Source organism: Faecalibacillus sp. MSK20_93 (genome assembly GCF_020589945.1).
GTDB classification, from domain to species: Bacteria; Bacillota_I; Bacilli_A; order Erysipelotrichales; family Coprobacillaceae; genus Faecalibacillus; species Faecalibacillus intestinalis.
Window position 1 is genome coordinate 1 of sequence record NZ_JAJDKA010000184.1, and the last position, 302, is coordinate 302.

1 protein-coding gene is annotated in these 302 nt (G+C 45.4%); it reads left to right on the top strand.

Annotated elements, in window-relative coordinates:
* On the top strand, positions 1-302 hold a 302-nt coding region (locus LJD34_RS16300), incomplete at both ends, for a replication initiation factor domain-containing protein (protein WP_227360396.1).

Sequence of the window (302 nt, forward strand, 5' to 3'; positions counted from 1 at the left end):
TATGTGCGGTTTGTTGATGAAGAACCCGACAAGCGAAAAAATGACTGGAAACTCAATGACCGCTGGGCTTGGTTTATCGGCGATAACAGACAGAGCTTGAAGCTGACGACAAAGCCAGAGCCTTACACCTTAGACCGCACATTGCGTTGGGTACAACGGCAGGTAGCACCAACCTTGAAAATGCTGAAAAAGATTGATAAGGGAAACGGTACAGACTACATGGAAACAATCGAACAGCAGGCAAAGCTCACAGAAAAGCATGAAATGATAATCAAACAGCAGACGACCCCTGCAAAAGATTT